The sequence below is a fragment of the Bacillus australimaris genome (assembly GCF_001307105.1).
In the GTDB taxonomy this organism is placed as follows: domain Bacteria; phylum Bacillota; class Bacilli; order Bacillales; family Bacillaceae; genus Bacillus; species Bacillus australimaris.
Genome location: NZ_LGYN01000031.1, coordinates 1 through 15,971, shown reverse-complemented (window position 1 = coordinate 15,971; position 15,971 = coordinate 1). Strand labels below are relative to the sequence as shown.

Genomic DNA, 15,971 nt, shown 5'->3' with positions numbered 1-15,971 from the left:
TTGGCAATTTTCAGGATTAGGCGCCTGGCTAGCAGGCGGCCCATTTCTTACGCAAGACCTAGACGTTCGAAAATCATATCGACATTTTTCAAATGATAGTTGTAATCGAAGCAGTCAGCGATTTGTTCAGGTGTTAAGCGTGATGTGATTTTTTCTTCCGCTTCTACTAATGAACGGAATGGTACTTGCTTCTCCCACGCTTCCATCGCCTTTGGTTGAACCGTGTCATATGCCTCTTCACGTGCCATGCCTGTATCAATTAATGCAAGAAGAACACGCTGTGAGTAAATTAAGCCAAGTGTGCGGTCCATGTTGCGTTTCATATTCTCAGGGAAGACAGTCAAGTTTTTCACGATGTTTGAGAAACGGTTCAGCATATAGTTCAGTGCAATCGTTGCATCTGGTAAAATGATGCGCTCAGCAGATGAATGAGAAATATCACGCTCATGCCAAAGCGGCACATTTTCATAAGCTGTCAGCATATATCCACGGATGACGCGGGCAATTCCCGTCATATTTTCAGAGCCGATTGGGTTACGCTTATGCGGCATTGCTGATGATCCTTTTTGACCTTTTGCAAAGAACTCTTCTACTTCACGTGTTTCACTCTTTTGAAGACCACGGATCTCAACAGCAAATTTTTCAATGCTTGTTGCGACTAAAGCAAGAGTTGCCATGTAATCTGCGTGGCGGTCACGCTGCAAGGTTTGGGTTGAAATTGGTGCAGCTTTGATGCCAAGTTTCTCACATACATATTGCTCAACAAACGGGTCGATGTTCGCATATGTGCCAACAGCTCCAGAGATTTTACCGTATTCAATGCCGGCTTTTGCTTGTTTAAAACGTTCTAGGTTACGCTTCATTTCTTCGTACCAAAGACCAAGCTTCAGGCCAAATGTTGTCGGTTCAGCGTGTACACCGTGTGTACGGCCCATCATGACGGTATATTTGTGCTCTTTTGCTTTTTCTTTTAGTATGTCAACAAATCTCTCAATGTCCTTGAGCAGGATATCGTTCGCCTGTTTTAATAAATATGAAAGCGCCGTATCCACTACGTCTGTAGAAGTTAACCCGTAATGAACCCACTTTCTTTCTTCTCCTAGAGATTCAGATACAGCACGCGTAAAGGCAACCACGTCGTGGCGCGTGTCTTGTTCAATCTCTAGAATACGTCCAATATCAAAGCTTGCATTCTTGCGCATTGTCACAACGTCTTCTTTCGGAATCACGCCAAGTTCTGCCCAAGCTTCACAAGCGAGAATTTCTACTTCAAGCCATGCATTAAATTTGTTTTCCTCTGTCCAGATTGCTGACATTTCTGGTCGTGCGTAACGTTCGATCATTTCCCGTTTCCTCCATCTCTTTCAGTCCATATCTTTGTGATGTTTGTCATCCATTCATCATCAAGCTGTTTCATAAACGTCATATGCCCCATTTTGCGGCCGGCTTTTACTTCATGCTTTCCATATAGATAAAGCTTCGCTTCTTTGAGAAGCTCGGGATGCTCTTTTGGGATGTCCACTTCATCGCCTAATAAGTTCACCATCATTCCCTCTGATAAAAGGGCTGTACCGCCAAGCGGCAGACCACAAATGGCGCGAACGTGCTGTTCAAACTGACTCGTCTCACATAAATCAAGCGTATAATGACCAGAATTATGCGGGCGAGGTGCCAGTTCGTTGACAAGCAGCTTTCCTTCAGTTGTTAGGAACAGTTCTACAGCAAGCGTACCAACCAAACCCAGCTTTTCAGCCAGTGTCGTTGCCAGCTCTTTTGCTTTCTCCTGAATGCTGGTATCTACTCTTGCAGGCACGATGCTTTGGAATAAAACATTATGCTTATGAATGTTCTCAGCGACTGGGAATACCGCAATCTCTCCATGAACAGAACGAGTGACGATCACCGAAAGCTCCATTTGAAATGGAACCCAGCTTTCTAAAATGCACGTTCCGTGAGTAAGGAGCACTGCTGCTTCATGAAGCTGATCCTTCTCTTTGATGACGTACTGTCCTTTCCCGTCATAACCGCCTCTGCATGTTTTCAGCACAGCTGGCAAACCAAGCACGTCCACTGCGTCTTCCAGTTCCTTCTCATCATGAATGATGCGGTAAGGCGCTACTTCACAGCCTGCGTCTACAATGCCTTTTTTCTCGGTTTCACGGTTTTGAGTTAAAAGAAGAAGTTCACTTCCTTGCGGTAAATACGCCTCTTCCTTCAACTGATTAAGTGCATCATAATCAATGTTTTCAAATTCATATGTCACAACATCGCTGATTGCAGCCAGCTTTCGAATCGCTTTAAGGTCACTATACGCGGCTGTAATTTCTGTATCCGCAACCTGTCCACAAGGAGATTGTGCGACTGGGTCTAAGACAGCTGCCCGGTACCCCATTTGCTTAGCACTGACGGCCATATATCTGCCAAGCTGTCCGCCGCCGATGATGCCGATGGTTGCGTTTGGAAAAATGGTTTGCTTAGCCAAGCTGATCACTGCTTTCTAGTACAGTCTGTTTTGTCTGCTCTCTTCTTTCTTCGAGGCGGGCTGCGATTGCTTCATCAAATGCTGAAATCATTTGTGCAGCCAGAAGGCCTGCATTTGTTGCACCGGCTTTGCCAATCGCCACTGTGGCAACTGGTACACCGCCTGGCATTTGAACGATAGATAATAAGGAATCCAGTCCATTTAGTGCTTTTGATTGTACGGGCACGCCAATGACCGGCAGTGTCGTTTTTGCTGCGACCATCCCCGGTAAATGTGCTGCGCCTCCAGCACCGGCAATGATGACCTTTAGTCCTTTGCCCCTTGCTTCAGTCGCATATTCAAACATCAAGTCAGGTGTCCGATGTGCGGATACCACCTGTTTTTCATACGGAATGTCTAATTCCTCTAAGATATCGCACGCATTTTTCATTGTTTCCCAATCAGATGTACTTCCCATGATGACACCTACAAGCGGCTTCATTTTGTCCCCACCTTTAAGCTGTTATTCGATTTTTGTATCGTTTGACACGCTTCCCAAACCTAAGCAGCTTGTCAAACGCCGAACAAAAAGGCCCGGTCTGTATTGCATTGTTAGGAAGCAACACAAACCGGGCCATGGTAAGCGCTGTTCGCTTTTGTAACGCCATGTCAGTTTTGTTCACTATCCTGCATAGTCCAGTCATTTACGGTAACCGGGTAGAAACTTATGGGCCATATTCCCAAGATTATATGAGGCTCGTGTTTTGATTTCATGTTTATCTTAACAACGGATCTTCATGATGTCAACGGATTTATCGAACAATCTATGAAGTCGTCGTTTTAATGTTCGGATTTAGACTGTTTTTCCTTCAAATACGATTTTTTTCCCAATCGGAATGATCTGAATCGACCCATTTTCCTTCTTTTCTTGAAAAATCGGTTCCTCCATTCGCCGGACAGGCGAGTAGCCTTCCGCTGCCATCTGGGACAACACCTGATCGATCGTCATGTTGTCTTCCACATAGAATTTTTTCTTCTTTGGTTTTGCGGTCATTCTTTAATTCTCCTTTTCTTCACAGCCTTCACCCAGAAGCCGCCGTGAATCGATTTGGGCTCATATGAAATGATAAATGCCTTTGAATCCAGCGTTTTTATCGTTTCATATAATTGCAGTTCATATTTTCTCGGTGTTAAAATTTGCAATGCTGTCCGGTCTCCTTCAAGACCGCCTGCTACCCAGCTAGTGACACCATATCCTTTTTCTCTCAATTGTCTTGGGAGATCGACATCCAATTCTTTTGTGATCACGTTAACAGTTGTGTAGCCAAGTGCCAGCTTCTCTTCAATTTTCATCCCGACAATGATCCCCATTCCATAACCTAGCGCATACGCAATGACATTTTGTATTTGATCTAAGTTATCTAGAACGATACTTAACCCAATGACATAAATGAGCATTTCGATTGTACCCGCAAAAGCAGCTGCGTACCGTCTGCCTTTCATTGTTAAAATCAAACGCATGGTGGAAAAAGAGACGTAGACAATATTAATCACTAAAATGATTAAAACCATGGTGAACGCGTTGGATAAAAGTTGTTGAAGCACGATTCGAACCCCCTGCACTAAAAAATCAAATAAAGCACCCCATATTCTACTAGAGAACATACCTTGATACAATCAAATTTACGCGATAAAAACACATATATCTTTCGACAATGAGGGTGGTCTTTGTTACCAAGAGTTTACCCGTTTTTTTCTCTTCTCAACATGAAAACCCCCTTTTTCAAAAAAGGAGGTTTTCAGTGTGTTTTATCCGAATCGAACAGGAACAAGTGATGGGATCAAATACTCCCCGACTATGCCCCAAAGCAGCGCAATGATGACAAGTTCAATCAATAAGAAGACCCAGCCTGCATACATCAAATCTCCACGTACAGCATCATGCTCCGATTGAATCGAGCGAAAGAGCACGACCGCAATCAACTGGAGACCGAAAAACATCATCACAGATAATATAACGGTCACATAAGGAATATTCAGCATGGCAAATACAAGCCAAAGGATGGATAAAACCAAAACCGGCACAAGCGCAGCACCAAATTTCATGATCACTTCTTTGAGTGATATGTTTCCTTTTAGCATATACTTTCCGAGTAACCAGACGGTGAGCATCATCAATGTCAGCAGAATAAATGTAAAGACTGCCACTCTCAAAAAGGCGTCACCAAAAGAATAATGAATGCCAAAGCCTAATAAACGGGTCTTTGACGCCTTTAATTGAACAAAGTTGCCTAAAGCAAAAAACACGCTGAATAACACAATTGAAATCCAAGCGTACTTCATACGCAATGTTTTCGTTTGATTGATGGCCTGGCTTGGTGATTTTAACATCGCCAGTCCATATGAGCCGTAACGCTTAAACGCGCCTCCTACACCTTGCAGTATACGCTGAATGGCCGAACGCTCATCATCCACTGATTTTGAGGTTCTTCCGCGTTTTACAGTACTTCGGCTGAGGCGGGATTGTCTTGTTTCTTGATCTATTGTCGGCTCTTCATTTTTCATTTCAGATGTTCCCTGCTCTTGGTCTTTCTCTAACATCTCATATCAACTCCTATCCAATCCTTACAGGCTCAAGTAAATGACCTGTTCGGATGACTCCTCTTAAAGTAGCGGAGTCTCTCTATTCAGTCAAGATTGCTTGACGTTCATACGAATAGACGAAAGAAAGGCAGCAGAGGTTTTAAAACGGTGAAAAAATGAGACAAAACAAAAAAGCTGATGACCTCAATCAGCTTTTTATCATCTTACAATCCGTCATCAACGATAGTGACTCCGCTTTGCTTGCTGAACCCGGAGATTCTCCTGATGAGCGGGGAACCGAGTCTTTTTAGTCGTATCAACCTGTGTAATATGTCCGTTATGAATGGTGATGACCACTGATCCATAGTCGATCCCTTTTAAGGCAGATAAAATATAATTCAGCTTTTGTTCATCCATCGCTCATCCCCCTATTTTTGTTTTCGCTCTTTTAAATAGAGAACCTCATTTTCCAGCTCATGAATCGTATAATGCATGAGCGCTTCCTGTTTTTCTTCATGCCCCCATAAAAGGAGCTTTTGAATCAGCGCCTGCTTTTTTCGTTCAATGACCTGTCTAAGCCAGCGTGACAAAAGACATCTCCTCCCCTTTTTATGAATGTATCCAAGAAAAAAAGGCACCCTGAAACCTTCTATTTAAAAAAGGAAATCAAAGCGCCTTTGGTGATCCAATCAGCGAATTATGTCTTTTTATCATAAACACATAATTCCTATAAGTCAACTATGTTTTGATTTTTTTATCAAAAAAACAGCAGCTTCCATGAGCTGCTGTTTTGAATGAAGCATTAATGATTTAAGAAAGCGAAATATAGAATAAAGATGACAAACAATCCGTACATAATTGGATGCACTTCTTTGGCTTTGCCTTTAAAGATCATCGTAATCGGGTAGAAAATAAAGCCAACCGCAATCCCTGTTGCAATACTGTATGTCAGTGGCATCATAATCATTGTTAAGAACGCTGGTACAGCAATTTCAAAGCGATCCCATGCAATCTTTGCAAGCGGAGCGACCATCAGTGCACCAACAATAATTAAAGCAGGTGCTGTCACATTTTTTGTAACAATGGATAAAAGCGGTGAGAAGAACATCGCCAGCAAGAAGAAAATACCTGTGACGACAGCTGCAAAACCAGAACGCGCACCAGCCGCTACACCTGAACTAGATTCAACATAAGACGTTGTCGTTGAAGTACCAAGAACAGAACCTACAACGATTGAAGAAGAATCAGCCAGTAGAGCTCTTCCTGCACGTGGCAGCTCATTATTTTTCATTAAACCAGCCTGTGTTGCCACAGCTACAAGCGTACCAGCTGTATCAAAGAATCCAACGAATAGGAACGTTAAGATCACAACAAGCATTTGAATCGAGAATATTTCTGGTAAGTGAATCAAGGCTTGACCAAAGGTTGGAGACAAGCTTGGAATACTTCCCACAATTTGAGACGGTACTGGTACAAGACCAAAAATCATCCCAGCAATAGCAGTCACAAGCATCCCAATGAAGACACCTGCATTCACACGAAGAACCATTAAAATGACGGTCACTACGATACCAAACACCGTTAACAGAACAGGACCACTATGAATATTTCCAATCGTAACGAGTGTATTATCATTATTGGCAATAATGCCAGAGCCTTGAAGTCCAACAAACGTAATGAACAAACCAATACCTGCACCAACAGCCAGCTTCAGCTCAGCCGGAATGGCATTGATGATTTTTTCACGGAAACCTGTTAAAGAAAGGGCAACGAAAATCAATCCTGAAACAAACACACCTGAAAGCGCTGCTTCCCATTTAATGCCCATGCCAAGAACAACCGAAAAGGCGAAGAACGCATTCAGACCCATTCCTGGGGCTATTGCTATCGGATACCTGGCAATCAATCCCATCAGGAAACACCCTGCAGCAGAAGCTAACGCCGTTGCTGTAAAGACAGCGCCCTGATCAATTCGTAATTTATCTGGAAAATCCGGCACAGATACTAATGCAAGTGTGATCGGATTAACAAACAGAATGTAAGCCATCGACAAAAATGTGGTTAAACCACCGATGATCTCTCTGCGGTAATTCGTACCTAACTCATCAAACTGAAAAAACTGTTTCAAAGCCAACTGACTCCCTTCATGTTCTTTTGCTTTAGTCTGTCCCATTCACAAGTCAAATAAAAAACGCCCCAACAATTTTGGGACGCTTGACTACAAGTGTGAATTCAGACTGTGACATAAAACAAGAACAATGCATGATTTATATCAAACGAGTGTGAATTGACGTAGTCAAGCCATTTACGGTAGCTTGGTAGAAACTTGCGGGCCATATCCCCGCGATTATACGACTTCTATCTATTTGATTTCTGTGTCTATTGTACCAACTTCATTTTTAAAAAACAATACGAAAAGCGAACATTTTTCAAATAAATGTCCGCTTCATTCGTCTTATTACACGAATTTGGAAATTCACATCTAGTTCTTTATACACCCTTCTCCAAAACTCTCTACTTTCCAAAAACTGTGCCGGCTACATGGAAAAACTCTTTCACTGCCGGAGAAGCATGCTGGAGTGAAGGACAGGCAAGCGCAACCTCACGGTGATGAGACACGTTCAGATGACTGATCTGCACAAGCTGTTGTGTTTTTAAAAATAACTCGGGTCCTATCGTGACGCCAAGTCCTTCCCCGACCATTCGAGCTATGGTCGTACAATCATGTACTTCAAATAAAACAGCCGGCTCCATTTGTGCCTCTGAAAAAATATCCTCTACATGTGATTGATACATACCAGTTGGCATAATAAATGGTTCATCCTTCAAATCTGATATGTCTACAAAGGGCTGCTGCTCAAAACGATGATTTGGATGATAGGCGACCACCATCTCATCTTTGATGAGCGGCAGCAAATCAAAGGCTTCATCCTTATGCCCTTTCACAACAAATCCAACATCAATGATGCTAGAATCCAGCCACTCCAATATTTCTTCATACGTCCCCTCATAGAACTTAAATTCAATTTTTGGATGCTTTTTTTGATAGCTCACAAGCAATTTCGGCAATAAACAAGCTGATGCACTAGCAAATGTGCCAATACGAATCAAGCCTGTTTCAATATTTTTCGTTAATGCAATTTCTTGCTGGATCTTCTCCACTCTATTTAACACTTCTCTAATATGCGGGAGAAGGGTTTGACCAATATCCGTCAGCATAATCCCCTTTTTTCGATCACGTATGAATAAAGACACGCCCCACTCCGCTTCTAAACCTGCCACCGCATGACTGACTGCTGACTGCGTCATATTTAATGCTTCAGCTGCTGCAGTAAAACTGCCCAGCTCCACCACTTTTGCAACAATATCAAAGCGAACAAAGCTCATGAGTATTTACTCATCTCCTTCATGAAAAACATCAATTTTACTTATGTTAGCACGGAATTTAAACTAAAGACAACGTATCAACATGAAGGAAGGGTTCAAAATGAAAAACACATCTCATCAGCTATTGATATTTCTTTTAGCTGCCGGATCATTTGTCACAGGCACTTCAGAATTCGTCGTATCAGGGATTCTAGACATGATTTCGGTTGATTTACACATTTCCATTCCTGCTGCCGGGCAGCTCATCACGGTCTACTCTCTCTTTTATGCAATAGGCGCGCTCTTTTTAGTCATGGCAACCTCGAAATTAAACCGAAAAAAGGTTTTGTTATTGGCTATTTTTGTGTTTATTTTAGGCAATATGCTCGCCTTTTTTAGCCATCATTTTGTACTGCTTCTGCTATCTCGGGTCATCATGGCCATGAGCGGTGGCTTATATATTGTCGTCGCCACGAATTATGCAGCGCAGATCGCTCCACCAGAAAAAAAGGGAAGTGCGATGGCAGCGGTCATTACTGGATTTACCGTTTCACTCGTACTTGGTGTGCCGATTGGAACATTTTTATCAGGGTATGTGGATTGGCACTATATTTTCCTCATCATTGCACTAGGTACCGCTTGTCTCTTGCTACTGCTTTATCAATTACTGCCACACATGGAGGGACATTCTCACCTGCCATTGAAGCAGCAATTACACATCCTTCAAGACCGCAGAGTGATCAGCGCCTTAGCCACAACCGTCTTTTGGATTTTAGGCTACACGATGGTCTTTGCTTATATCTCTCCTTTATTACGACAGACTGCCGGCTTTTCACTTGAAATGACAAGCATCGCTTTACTCATTTTAGGCATCTCTGCTTTTATTGGCTCACGCTTTGGGGGTTTCGCCGTTGATCAATGGGGACCAAACCGATCCATTTCGATCAGTATTATGATCCAGATGTTATCTTTATTTGCGCTCTTCTTTACGCAATTCTCTGCTTTCGGAGTCTTGATCACGCTCGCCATATGGGGCATCGCTACATGGACAACAACACCATCGAAGCAATTTTATCTGATCTCTCTTAAACCCCAAGCATCAGAAACCGTGCTGAGCTTTCATACAGCGTTGATGAACATCGGCATGATGCTTGGATCGTCAATGGGCGGCGTGATTATACAATATACAAACGTAACAAATTTAAGTTGGATTGGCGGGTTAGCTAGTTTTGTGGCGTTGATGTTGATTAGGTATTCGTTCAATCGGAATCGACTGGTCGAACAACAGACAAAAAGCGAACATGTATAATCATGTTCGCTCTCTTATTTATTGACTAGCTTTTGATGTTTCTTTTTTGACTGGAATGGTTACCTTTATTTCTTTTTGCGGTGCCAACAGATTCAGAACTGACAAATCAAGATAAAGCCCATAATCCTTAAATGAAAAATGGTTTAATGATAATTTGTCTAACTCCTTCACATCAAAGTCAAAGGTGGATTGCATAGAAGCTGTCTTTAAATTGGTCACCTTCGCATTGTTTCCCTTCAAGTAATATCCGTTTTCGTAATTTGCTGCAGGATCGGACCATGATTTCATTTTTTTAACATCGCCTAATCCAATTGATTCACCGACATTCTTCATATCAGCCTCATCTAATTTTTCCTTATCTACTCCAGTAAATTGATAATCAACTGTTACAGAACGCCCTTTTTGCTTTATTTTATTGATCTTAATCCCAATTCCATGGTGCTTTGTTCTGAACTGAACAGGCAGCTGATTCTGGAGTGAAATGATTTTGCTTTCTTCATGTTCATATATCCAATTTAGGTAAAATGTCAGTTCAGTAGTGTTTGGAGAAATTGGCTTATTCAAAATGGTCAAAGCATTTTGTCTAGTTTTTTCAGTTGAAAGTTTTTTTCCCTTTAATGTTGCTGCATTCTTAAGCCTGTACTTACTTCCCAAATTATCTTTCATTATATCTATAGTGATATCATCATCTTTTGCGACACCATTGTAATCAATCGCATATTGAATTACAGAGGAATTCACTCCATTTTCAACCTTTATATCTTTCAACTGATAACGTCCATTTAAAATAGATACTTCTTTTTGACCTGCAAATAAAGTGGTTTTTTGCTTAACTACAGGCAACTCAAAGCGCCAATTCCCTACAATATCTCCAATTTTCGAAATCACGAGTTGTGCTTTTTGGCCTTGCTTAATCATCTGTCCATTTGTATAGAATTCCATTCGTCCAGCATATCGACCATCTTTTAATTTTTTCAACTCCGGACTATCTATATTGGGTTGAAAATTTTCATTGATCTGATCTGAATCAATGTTGATCGGTATAAAATCTTCTTTTGTATGGAAATTCTCCACAGTAAACGTATAAACAAGCCGCCCAGCATCATAATACACACTGTTTACTTTCACAGTAACCCCTCTTGATTCAGCCCCCTCATTGACATGCTTTACCAAATCACTCTGAAAAAGAGACATTCCTACTTTATCGTGAAACATCATATAAAACTGTCCAATAATCGGCACACGTGCCATCGCTGTATTAAGAGACGGGAAAAGGAAACCAGATGAAAAATAAAGAACAACAAGGGCGATGACTGAGTATATTGGCGTTCTCCAGTTCCATTTGAACCAATGTCTTTTCTGTTCCGCTTTTACATCTCCTATTGCTTGGCGAATCGCAGAGGTTACTTCAATCTTTGGTACATCAATCTCATCATAGAGCTTTTTCATTTCTCTTTGTTCCATCGACACTCTCCTCCTTCTCCAATGTTTGCTTTAATAACTTTCTTGCTCGATACAAATGAGTTTTGACCGTTCCTTCAGGCACACCCATCTGTTCAGAAATCATCGAAATCGAATAATCTTGAAAATAAAATAGCTGAATCACGAGCTGATATTGCTCATCTAACACATCAAGTGCATTTTTTAAATCGAGCTTGTCTTCCAAAAAATCATGACGCTCCACGCTCTCATGATGCTGTTCAAACGGAACAACATCTTGCTGCTTTTTCTTCATCGCAAAAATTGTATGAATCAAAATCCGCGTCAGCCAGGTAGAAAAATAAGCTGGTTCTTTTAAGCCAGATAGATGTTTAAACGCTTTAATGACCGTCTCTTGAACAGCATCTAACGAATCCTCTTTATTTCTTGTATAGAGAAAAGCCGTTTTATATAAACGCTCCTGATACATCAGCATTAAATTCTCAAATGCCGGTACATTCCCTTTTTGTGCTTTTTTAATTAGACGCACTTGCTTCATCTCTCTTACACCTCCTACACCTGTTAGAGCAAGGTTTCTCACAAACGGTTTCAACAATCAAAAATTTCTTTTCCTTACCATATGTCGGACAAAAATAGAAAAAGTGAAGAACAGGCCGCAAAGATTATGTTGCATATTTGATATAATGGAAGAAATATCTACAAAAAGGAGTATGCCGATTGTTTCTATTTGAAGAACCCGTATGTGCTAGCTGTCAGAAAAAGATAGAAGGTAACGAAGAAGTGTACGTCAAGCTCGTCTATCCAAAGAGACGCGGAATGACAGAGGTAAAGGCTTGGCTGAGGAATGAAGGGGTTTTTTATTGTAAGGAATGTTATGGAAAAGCAACATAAAAACAAGCATTTCAATTAAAATGCTTGTTTTTACTTTCTACTTTTTTATTTCCGCTTACTACGAAGTTCAATGAGTACTAGTTTATTGTCATTGAAAAAGAACTCTAGAATGATACCGTTTGATTGATCTTGATATTGTATACCTTTGCTATACCCTTCGACAAACCAGAGCTTCTTGAATTGCTCTCCATATGTTTGTATCACAGATGAATAATCTTCTCCTATTTTAACTCCCTTAGATGTTTGAAGATTTTTCTGTTTTGACTGATTGTAAATAGATGTAACTCGATGATGTTGATCAACTGATACTACAAAATCTTGATTTTCTTTTTCCATATAGACCCTCTGTTTAGGATGAGAGAATTGAGTATTCTCCGCAAAAGTATGATCTCCCTCAAATTTTTCACCGATCTTAAAATGACCTAACGATTCATTTATTAAAGATACAGAGTGAAAATTAAAAAACATAGCCACCCAAACAAATAGTGCGGTTCCTCCTAAAACAGAACCTACAATCACTAGCACTTTAGATTGAATGATTCCCTTTATAAATAAATAGATCACTAAAGATACGGCGATCATCACGATGACGATCATAATTAGAAAAATGCCCATTTCAATTATCCTCTTTTATCGAATTCGTTTGTGAATATTCCCACAATCATATTCTCATATTACACCAAAGCATTACACAAAATCGACCAGTACAGGTATAATTTAAATAAAATTGCACAAGGAGAAAAATATGACTAGACGTGAACTGATATTCCCGCAATCATTTCCAACAATACATACCGAAAGACTACTCTTAAAACAAGCAACAATCGAAGACGCTGAAGATATGCACATCTACTTATCCAATGAAACCGTGTGCCGCTACATGGGCATTGATGCTCATGAAACGATTGAAGACACAAAAGGAGAAATCAAGTGGTATGACGATATCTTCAAAAAACAAACAGGCATCCGCTGGGGCATTTCTCTAAAAGACAATCCAGCCATCATCGGCAGCTGCGGCTTTCTCAATCTAGAAAAACAGCACCTCCGCACCGAAATTGGCTATGAATTACACCTAGATCATTGGAGAAAAGGCATCATGAGCGAAGCGATTGCTGCGGTATTGCGATATGGATTTCAGGAGATGAATTTGAATCGGATTGAAGCGATTATTGATCCAGCAAATACGGCCTCTGTTCAATTATTGGAGAAAATTAATTTTGTACGAGAGGGTTTATTGAGGGAGTATGACCTTGGTCAGAATGGGTTTGATGATGTGTATATGTATTCGATTTTAAAGAGGGATTACAAATAAAACAGATGAAAACAGATATTCATTTCATTCAAAAGCCGCAATCAGAATATGTTTCTTTTCACATTTATGAGCTCAATCCGGCGATTGAAAAGCTTGTCCAGCAAGTGGAGCAATCAGCCCCATTTTTCCTAGCGAAAGACCCTGAGAAAGACAGCATGAAAAAAATCTATTATCACGACATTTTATATATTGAAAGTGTCGATAAAAAATCGTTCTTGTATACGACAGACGGGGTGTTTCTCATAAAGGAAAAGTTATTTGAACTTGAAGAACACCTTGAAGCGCATGATTATATCAGAATTTCGAAATCGATGATTCTGAATATTGATTCTATCGCCGCCATTTCTCCTAAAACGAGTGGCCGTTTTGAAGCAAGCCTTACAAATAAAGAAAAAGTAATGATTTCACGTTTTTATATCCAAGCATTAAAAGAGAAGCTTGGATTACGGAGGAAGTGAATAGAATGAAACGTTACATCATCAATCTTTTGATCACATTTTGTATGATCTTTACAGCCTTAGTGTTGATTTACTGTTTCACATTTGGATCGATGCCGATTTACATTTTAGAAGCGATCATTTCCAATTCCTTTTTTTCAAGCGCCCTGACTTTCTTGCTATACCCAAAACAAACATATAGCCATCAACGGATTCTTTTTCAACAAATACTATATATCATTCTTGTAATGGGTATGATTATGACAACCATCATCGTAGTCAGCGGTGAGATCAGTCTCCATTCGTTCATCGTGAATTTCCTTGTAGTCATGGCATTATTCTTTTTAATTAAGTACCTATTGTATAAAAAAGATCAGGCAACCGCTGCGGAAATCAATGACCTTTTACAGCAGCGAAAAAAACGAACAACATCTTAATATGCATCTTAGTGCGATAAATTGACATGTTAGGAAGATTTGATTGAGGGTCCTGCTCGATTCCACTACTCTGACATTAGAGGAGGAATCAACAATGAAACCAATGACAATCATTCGAAAAGCTGTGCTTCTACTGCTGTTTTCTTTAATCATTCCAACAAGTGCAGGTGTCTATATATCCATCAAAGAAGTGACCGATCCAATGACCATCTATATCATCAATGGCAGTGCCATGCTAGCTGGGTGTCTTTTACTTCTATTCATTATTCAGAAAAGCCGTTTTCAATTGAAAGAAATAGGTTTTCGAAAAGGGTCTCTTGGTATGTGGATCATTCCCATCCTTTTCATTGAGGCCATCCCGTTTATTGCTGGATTAAACACAGATTTTTCCCTCTCTTCCTTTACGGCACTTTGCTTCTTCATGGTCTGTGTCGGTATTTTTGAAGAAGGTATTTTTCGCGGCATTCTCTTTCAATATTTAAAACGAATCAATCTAAGCACTGCCATATGGGGCTCCGCCGTACTATTCAGTCTTGGGCATGCTGCGAATCTACTAAGCGGAAAAAGCATCACATTAACAGTGGCACAAATCTTATTCGCCTTTTTATTTGGGTTCGTTGCAGCTGAAATTGTGGCACTCACTAACAGCCTGCAATGGGTCATCATATGGCACGCAGTGCATAATATCGTGGATCAAATGACAGGTGGGCATACACCTATGGCAATGCAAATGCTTTTGCTATCAATTCAATGTGTCATCTTGCTTGTTCTTGCAGTGGTGTTGTGGAGAAAATTATGGATAAAAAAAAGTGTCCGATAGATAAGGAGAATAGGAGGAAAGAAATGAAGAATAACACATGGATAAAAGGCTGGTTTGAAAAGTGTGAAGAACTTGAAATAAAGCCTTGGGAATGGGATTTCAAACAAAGTTATATTATAGAACATTGCATGCTAGAGTATGGATTTAACTTTTAAGGTGAATTGAAAGTGATCCAGATTCAATTTCCCCACTCTAGAAATCAATAAATATTAATTACATCCCGTTAGTTGAGGTAAAAAAAGCAAACTAACGGGATGTATGATTTAGCAGGTAGTAAAATATTTTGTTTGATCTAAACTGTCTTATTTTTATACCAGGTGTAAATACTGGTTTATTTTTTTAGAAGAAAGTTTATTTGAAAGGAAAATATATTCCGAACCTTTTTTTGAATTACCTGCACTATAATTTAATTGATAAGTAAAATGCTCAAAGCAAGAGTAAATGTTATGAATATCATCATGAACATCATATGTTAAAATCCACTTTTGTTTATTCATATACCTCACTATTGCATCATTCAGCTCTAAATGATCAGGAAATTCGTAAAAATTAGTATATAAATCTTTGCCTTTAACGAAATATGGTGGATCAAAAAAAGTTAGTGAATTTCTCGTTTTCACAATATTATTTTTAATGAAGTCTATTGCATCCAGGTTATATAATTTTATTTTCGTTTTAAAAGAAGCAATTAAGTTTATTTTATTTATTAAAGTTTCTTTATTAAATCGACAATCAATCTTGTATGTTCCTGTTTGTTGCTTACCTCCAATTGGTCCGGCGTTGATAATCCCAGAATGATTTGTTCTATTCAAATAAAAAGTAGAAAACCCTAATTCTAATAGATCCGTCTGATATTTGTTAACCTGAATTTTTTTTTGTTTTTCCCATTCCTCCAAAGAAAAAGAAGCTTCTTTA

The 15,971-nt window shown here is 39.9% G+C and carries 21 protein-coding genes and 2 riboswitches; of the genes, 7 read left to right on the top strand and 14 right to left on the bottom strand.

Going from position 1 to position 15,971, the window contains the following annotated elements; all coding sequences use genetic code 11:
* Nucleotides 1-47 precede the first annotated feature (47 nt).
* The 10 genes from purB to AKG37_RS17875 all read right to left on the bottom strand — a co-directional run bounded on the left by purB (nt 48) and on the right by AKG37_RS17875 (nt 8,431).
* The gene (gene purB / locus AKG37_RS17915; RefSeq protein ID WP_024426701.1) at nt 48-1,343 is read right to left on the bottom strand and encodes an adenylosuccinate lyase; all 1,296 of its coding nucleotides are present in this window, start codon (nt 1,341-1,343) and stop codon (nt 48-50) included.
* On the bottom strand, nt 1,340-2,482 hold the full coding sequence (purK, locus tag AKG37_RS17910) for a 5-(carboxyamino)imidazole ribonucleotide synthase (RefSeq protein ID WP_060700066.1): 1,143 nt from the start codon (nt 2,480-2,482) through the stop codon (nt 1,340-1,342). The genes purB and purK overlap by 4 nt, the downstream gene beginning before the upstream one ends.
* Nucleotides 2,475-2,963, bottom strand: coding sequence for a 5-(carboxyamino)imidazole ribonucleotide mutase (purE, locus tag AKG37_RS17905; protein ID WP_060700065.1), 489 nt, complete (start codon nt 2,961-2,963; stop codon nt 2,475-2,477). Before purE ends, purK begins: the two co-directional genes overlap by 8 nt.
* Before the next feature lie 170 nt (nt 2,964-3,133).
* Nucleotides 3,134-3,235: riboswitch (purine riboswitch) on the bottom strand.
* 79 nt (nt 3,236-3,314) lie between these two features.
* On the bottom strand, nt 3,315-3,515 hold the full coding sequence (locus tag AKG37_RS17900) for an NETI motif-containing protein (RefSeq protein ID WP_060700064.1): 201 nt from the start codon (nt 3,513-3,515) through the stop codon (nt 3,315-3,317).
* Nucleotides 3,512-4,066, bottom strand: a complete 555-nt coding sequence (locus AKG37_RS17895; RefSeq protein ID WP_024424505.1) for a DUF2179 domain-containing protein — start codon at nt 4,064-4,066, stop codon at nt 3,512-3,514. Before AKG37_RS17895 ends, AKG37_RS17900 begins: the two co-directional genes overlap by 4 nt.
* 204 nt (nt 4,067-4,270) lie before the next feature.
* Nucleotides 4,271-5,062: a hypothetical protein gene (locus AKG37_RS17890; RefSeq protein WP_060700063.1), complete on the bottom strand. Its 792-nt coding sequence runs from the start codon at nt 5,060-5,062 to the stop codon at nt 4,271-4,273.
* A 219-nt stretch (nt 5,063-5,281) separates the two neighbouring features.
* Nucleotides 5,282-5,461: a YezD family protein gene (locus tag AKG37_RS17885; RefSeq protein WP_060700062.1), complete on the bottom strand. Its 180-nt coding sequence runs from the start codon at nt 5,459-5,461 to the stop codon at nt 5,282-5,284.
* 11 nt (nt 5,462-5,472) lie between these two features.
* Nucleotides 5,473-5,634 (bottom strand): hypothetical protein, encoded by a 162-nt coding sequence (locus tag AKG37_RS19070; protein ID WP_162838490.1) that lies wholly within the window; start codon nt 5,632-5,634, stop codon nt 5,473-5,475.
* A 212-nt stretch (nt 5,635-5,846) separates the two neighbouring features.
* Entirely contained in the window at nt 5,847-7,172 is a 1,326-nt protein-coding gene (locus AKG37_RS17880; protein ID WP_060700128.1) for an NCS2 family permease, read from the bottom strand.
* A 145-nt stretch (nt 7,173-7,317) separates the two neighbouring features.
* Nucleotides 7,318-7,419, bottom strand: a riboswitch (purine riboswitch).
* 139 nt (nt 7,420-7,558) lie between these two features.
* On the bottom strand, nt 7,559-8,431 hold the full coding sequence (locus tag AKG37_RS17875; protein WP_060700061.1) for a LysR family transcriptional regulator: 873 nt from the start codon (nt 8,429-8,431) through the stop codon (nt 7,559-7,561).
* Nucleotides 8,432-8,531: 100 nt separating this feature from the next.
* On the opposite strand from AKG37_RS17875, the gene AKG37_RS17870 reads away from it, so the two are divergent.
* Nucleotides 8,532-9,719 carry an MFS transporter gene (locus tag AKG37_RS17870; protein WP_060700060.1) on the top strand — a complete coding sequence of 396 codons (1,188 nt, stop codon included), beginning with the start codon at nt 8,532-8,534 and terminating at the stop codon, nt 9,717-9,719.
* 18 nt (nt 9,720-9,737) lie between these two features.
* Here the strand turns inward: AKG37_RS17870 and AKG37_RS17865 are convergent, their stop codons facing one another.
* Nucleotides 9,738-11,183 (bottom strand): DUF4179 domain-containing protein, encoded by a 1,446-nt coding sequence (locus AKG37_RS17865; protein WP_060700059.1) that lies wholly within the window; start codon nt 11,181-11,183, stop codon nt 9,738-9,740.
* Nucleotides 11,152-11,697 (bottom strand): sigma-70 family RNA polymerase sigma factor, encoded by a 546-nt coding sequence (locus tag AKG37_RS17860; protein ID WP_060700058.1) that lies wholly within the window; start codon nt 11,695-11,697, stop codon nt 11,152-11,154. Before AKG37_RS17860 ends, AKG37_RS17865 begins: the two co-directional genes overlap by 32 nt.
* A 179-nt stretch (nt 11,698-11,876) precedes the next feature.
* On the opposite strand from AKG37_RS17860, the gene AKG37_RS17855 reads away from it, so the two are divergent.
* Nucleotides 11,877-12,050, top strand: coding sequence for a hypothetical protein (locus tag AKG37_RS17855; protein ID WP_060700057.1), 174 nt, complete (start codon nt 11,877-11,879; stop codon nt 12,048-12,050).
* 45 nt (nt 12,051-12,095) lie between these two features.
* On the opposite strand, the gene AKG37_RS17850 is transcribed toward AKG37_RS17855, so the two are convergent.
* Entirely contained in the window at nt 12,096-12,665 is a 570-nt protein-coding gene (locus tag AKG37_RS17850; RefSeq protein WP_060700056.1) for a hypothetical protein, read from the bottom strand.
* 130 nt (nt 12,666-12,795) lie between these two features.
* Between AKG37_RS17850 and AKG37_RS17845 the strand changes: the two genes are divergently transcribed.
* From AKG37_RS17845 to AKG37_RS19335, 5 genes are all read left to right on the top strand, one after another.
* Nucleotides 12,796-13,362 carry a GNAT family N-acetyltransferase gene (locus tag AKG37_RS17845; RefSeq protein WP_060700055.1) on the top strand — a complete coding sequence of 189 codons (567 nt, stop codon included), beginning with the start codon at nt 12,796-12,798 and terminating at the stop codon, nt 13,360-13,362.
* Nucleotides 13,363-13,367: 5 nt separating this feature from the next.
* Entirely contained in the window at nt 13,368-13,820 is a 453-nt protein-coding gene (locus AKG37_RS17840; RefSeq protein WP_060700054.1) for a LytTR family DNA-binding domain-containing protein, read from the top strand.
* Between the two features lie 5 nt (nt 13,821-13,825).
* Nucleotides 13,826-14,236, top strand: coding sequence for a hypothetical protein (locus tag AKG37_RS17835; RefSeq protein ID WP_060700053.1), 411 nt, complete (start codon nt 13,826-13,828; stop codon nt 14,234-14,236).
* A gap of 94 nt (nt 14,237-14,330) precedes the next feature.
* Nucleotides 14,331-15,056, top strand: coding sequence for a CPBP family intramembrane glutamic endopeptidase (locus AKG37_RS17830; protein ID WP_060700052.1), 726 nt, complete (start codon nt 14,331-14,333; stop codon nt 15,054-15,056).
* Nucleotides 15,057-15,079: 23 nt separating this feature from the next.
* Complete coding sequence (locus tag AKG37_RS19335; protein ID WP_273700906.1) at nt 15,080-15,211, top strand: hypothetical protein; 132 nt, start codon at nt 15,080-15,082, stop codon at nt 15,209-15,211.
* Between the two features lie 153 nt (nt 15,212-15,364).
* On the opposite strand, the gene AKG37_RS17825 is transcribed toward AKG37_RS19335, so the two are convergent.
* On the bottom strand, nt 15,365-15,971 hold a 607-nt coding region (locus AKG37_RS17825), incomplete at its 5' end, for a DNA adenine methylase (RefSeq protein ID WP_060700051.1).

Excerpts from the sequence above, each read along its gene's own strand:
- purB (WP_024426701.1), bottom strand. The coding sequence starts at position 1,343 with ATGATCGAACGTTACGCACGACCAGAAATGTCAGCAATCTGGACAGAG.
- AKG37_RS17860 (WP_060700058.1), bottom strand. The coding sequence starts at position 11,697 with ATGAAGCAAGTGCGTCTAATTAAAAAAGCACAAAAAGGGAATGTACCG.
- purE (WP_060700065.1), bottom strand. The coding sequence starts at position 2,963 with ATGAAGCCGCTTGTAGGTGTCATCATGGGAAGTACATCTGATTGGGAA.
- AKG37_RS19335 (WP_273700906.1), top strand. The coding sequence starts at position 15,080 with ATGAAGAATAACACATGGATAAAAGGCTGGTTTGAAAAGTGTGAAGAA.
- AKG37_RS17840 (WP_060700054.1), top strand. The coding sequence starts at position 13,368 with ATGAAAACAGATATTCATTTCATTCAAAAGCCGCAATCAGAATATGTT.
- AKG37_RS17875 (WP_060700061.1), bottom strand. The coding sequence starts at position 8,431 with ATGAGCTTTGTTCGCTTTGATATTGTTGCAAAAGTGGTGGAGCTGGGC.
- AKG37_RS17890 (WP_060700063.1), bottom strand. The coding sequence starts at position 5,062 with ATGTTAGAGAAAGACCAAGAGCAGGGAACATCTGAAATGAAAAATGAA.
- AKG37_RS17845 (WP_060700055.1), top strand. The coding sequence starts at position 12,796 with ATGACTAGACGTGAACTGATATTCCCGCAATCATTTCCAACAATACAT.
- AKG37_RS17830 (WP_060700052.1), top strand. The coding sequence starts at position 14,331 with ATGAAACCAATGACAATCATTCGAAAAGCTGTGCTTCTACTGCTGTTT.
- AKG37_RS17865 (WP_060700059.1), bottom strand. The coding sequence starts at position 11,183 with ATGGAACAAAGAGAAATGAAAAAGCTCTATGATGAGATTGATGTACCA.
- AKG37_RS17870 (WP_060700060.1), top strand. The coding sequence starts at position 8,532 with ATGAAAAACACATCTCATCAGCTATTGATATTTCTTTTAGCTGCCGGA.
- AKG37_RS17835 (WP_060700053.1), top strand. The coding sequence starts at position 13,826 with ATGAAACGTTACATCATCAATCTTTTGATCACATTTTGTATGATCTTT.
- AKG37_RS17900 (WP_060700064.1), bottom strand. The coding sequence starts at position 3,515 with ATGACCGCAAAACCAAAGAAGAAAAAATTCTATGTGGAAGACAACATG.
- AKG37_RS17850 (WP_060700056.1), bottom strand. The coding sequence starts at position 12,665 with ATGGGCATTTTTCTAATTATGATCGTCATCGTGATGATCGCCGTATCT.
- AKG37_RS17885 (WP_060700062.1), bottom strand. The coding sequence starts at position 5,461 with ATGGATGAACAAAAGCTGAATTATATTTTATCTGCCTTAAAAGGGATC.